The organism is Arthrobacter sp. Y3223164 (assembly GCF_059091005.1).
Genome location: NZ_JBNHGF010000803.1, coordinates 1 through 542 on the forward strand (window position 1 = coordinate 1; position 542 = coordinate 542).

Genomic DNA, 542 nt, shown 5'->3' on the forward strand with positions numbered 1-542 from the left:
GGGATCGGGCCGCCCCGCCTCCCGGCCCGCGGCATAGGCGGCTCTGCGGGCGTCGTCCCAGCGCAGTCCGGAGCCACTCACTCCTGCACTGCGCCGTGCCGGCGCGCCACTTCGTCGGCCACCCTGGATGCGGCGCGCATGGCCACCTCGGGTGTTGCCTGTCCGGTGGCGGCCGCCAGACCGGCCGCGTAGCCCACCACGAACGTGGTCAGCGGCGCCGCCGGTCGAATCACGCTGTGCGCCGCGACGCCGGCCAGCCCCAGCACCGCGTCGATGTCCACCGGCGTGTCTTCGATTTCCAGCGCCTGGAGCAGTTCGCTGACATACGGGGAGAGTAGTTCGTCCGCTCCGGACACAGTGGCCTCCGATCCGCCCGTGCGCGGGCTCGTACAACGTTTGCTTCAGGCTACGGGGCGGGCCGAACAATGCCAAAGCGGCCGGCGTCCTGCCACGTGTCGACGTCGGAGGTGTGGCCCCCTGACGGGCCCTCGAGCCTGATCTCGGCGGCGGACAGCCCGCCGAGCAGCCGCCTGACCGGCTGG

Annotated in this window: 1 protein-coding gene; it reads right to left on the reverse strand. The window is 72.7% G+C overall.

The window, feature by feature from the left end; all coding sequences use genetic code 11:
• Nucleotides 1-77: 77 nt before the first annotated feature.
• Nucleotides 78-356: a DUF6457 domain-containing protein gene (locus AC5RUJ_RS18105; RefSeq protein WP_494128089.1), complete on the reverse strand. Its 279-nt coding sequence runs from the start codon at nucleotides 354-356 to the stop codon at nucleotides 78-80.
• Nucleotides 357-542: the final 186 nt, after the last annotated feature.